Origin of the sequence: Arcticibacter eurypsychrophilus, assembly GCF_001730525.1 — a bacterium.
In the GTDB taxonomy this organism is placed as follows: Bacteria; Bacteroidota; Bacteroidia; order Sphingobacteriales; family Sphingobacteriaceae; genus Arcticibacter; species Arcticibacter eurypsychrophilus.
The window spans coordinates 1-899 of record NZ_MDFN01000073.1 but is presented as its reverse complement, the minus strand read 5'-3'; the positions used below and the strand labels follow the sequence as shown (position 1 = coordinate 899).

Annotated in this window: 1 protein-coding gene; it reads right to left on the bottom strand. The window is 33.0% G+C overall.

What is annotated here, in order from left to right; all coding sequences use genetic code 11:
- Positions 1-622: 622 nt before the first annotated feature.
- Positions 623-899: hypothetical protein (locus tag BFL47_RS19925; RefSeq protein WP_211480993.1), on the bottom strand; the 277-nt coding region annotated here is incomplete at its 5' end.

Genomic DNA, 899 nt, shown 5'->3' with positions numbered 1-899 from the left:
TCCTGCAATATGGGTTGGTAGGGCGGATACGTATAGTGGTGTACGGCAGTAGCCCGTTTTATCATCCAATCTTGCGAACTAAGCTTTTGATAGAAACGTTGGATTAATTCATCACAAAGTTGGAACATAAACCCAGTGCACACTTCCGATGTAATTTTCGGTTTAATTGGGTCAGTAACTAAGGGGTTTTTCATTCTTTTTTGTTGACATTGAATATAATGGATACATCAGCTTGAAAATCTTTCGATTTCAAACCTATAAAAATCCTTCGCCTTATTTTATAATCTTCAAAGTCTAACCTGTATTTTAATTTATTGAAATTATCAAAATAAATGTGTGAAGTTGATTGTCTTTGTCAAGCCTTGTGATTAGACCAATACTGAAACCTATCTCTTTAAGGTCAATTTTTGATCTGATCTGTTATTCCGTATAAGAAAGTATTATATTTATCTATTGTAATCAAATTAAAGTTGTATATCATTATGATTAACTTCTTAACTTTAACTAACAGAGTCATTCCACATCTTTAACTATAGCTAAATTCACCAACTCTGTGTCACTTTTCTTAGCAAGTTTCTAAGTATCCTTTATTAATCCAGTTTGTGGTTAGATTATTAAAGTTTTATTCTTTTGACTTAAACACTTCGGAATCCTCTAAATCTATTTCATCCATCCTGGCATTTACTAAAGAAGGGTTGTAGAAGAGTAAGTCCTTTACTCCTTTGATTACTTCGAAGCCGATGTTCTTATAATAATTACTTAGTTTTTTCTTCGCTGTTATTTCATTTTGATTAAATCTTTGCAGATCTAAGTGATTATACCTGCCATCATCAAAGAGCTCGAATTGCAGAGGATAAGGCTGTATTACGGTATGCATACGGGCTACGCCCTCCACGATT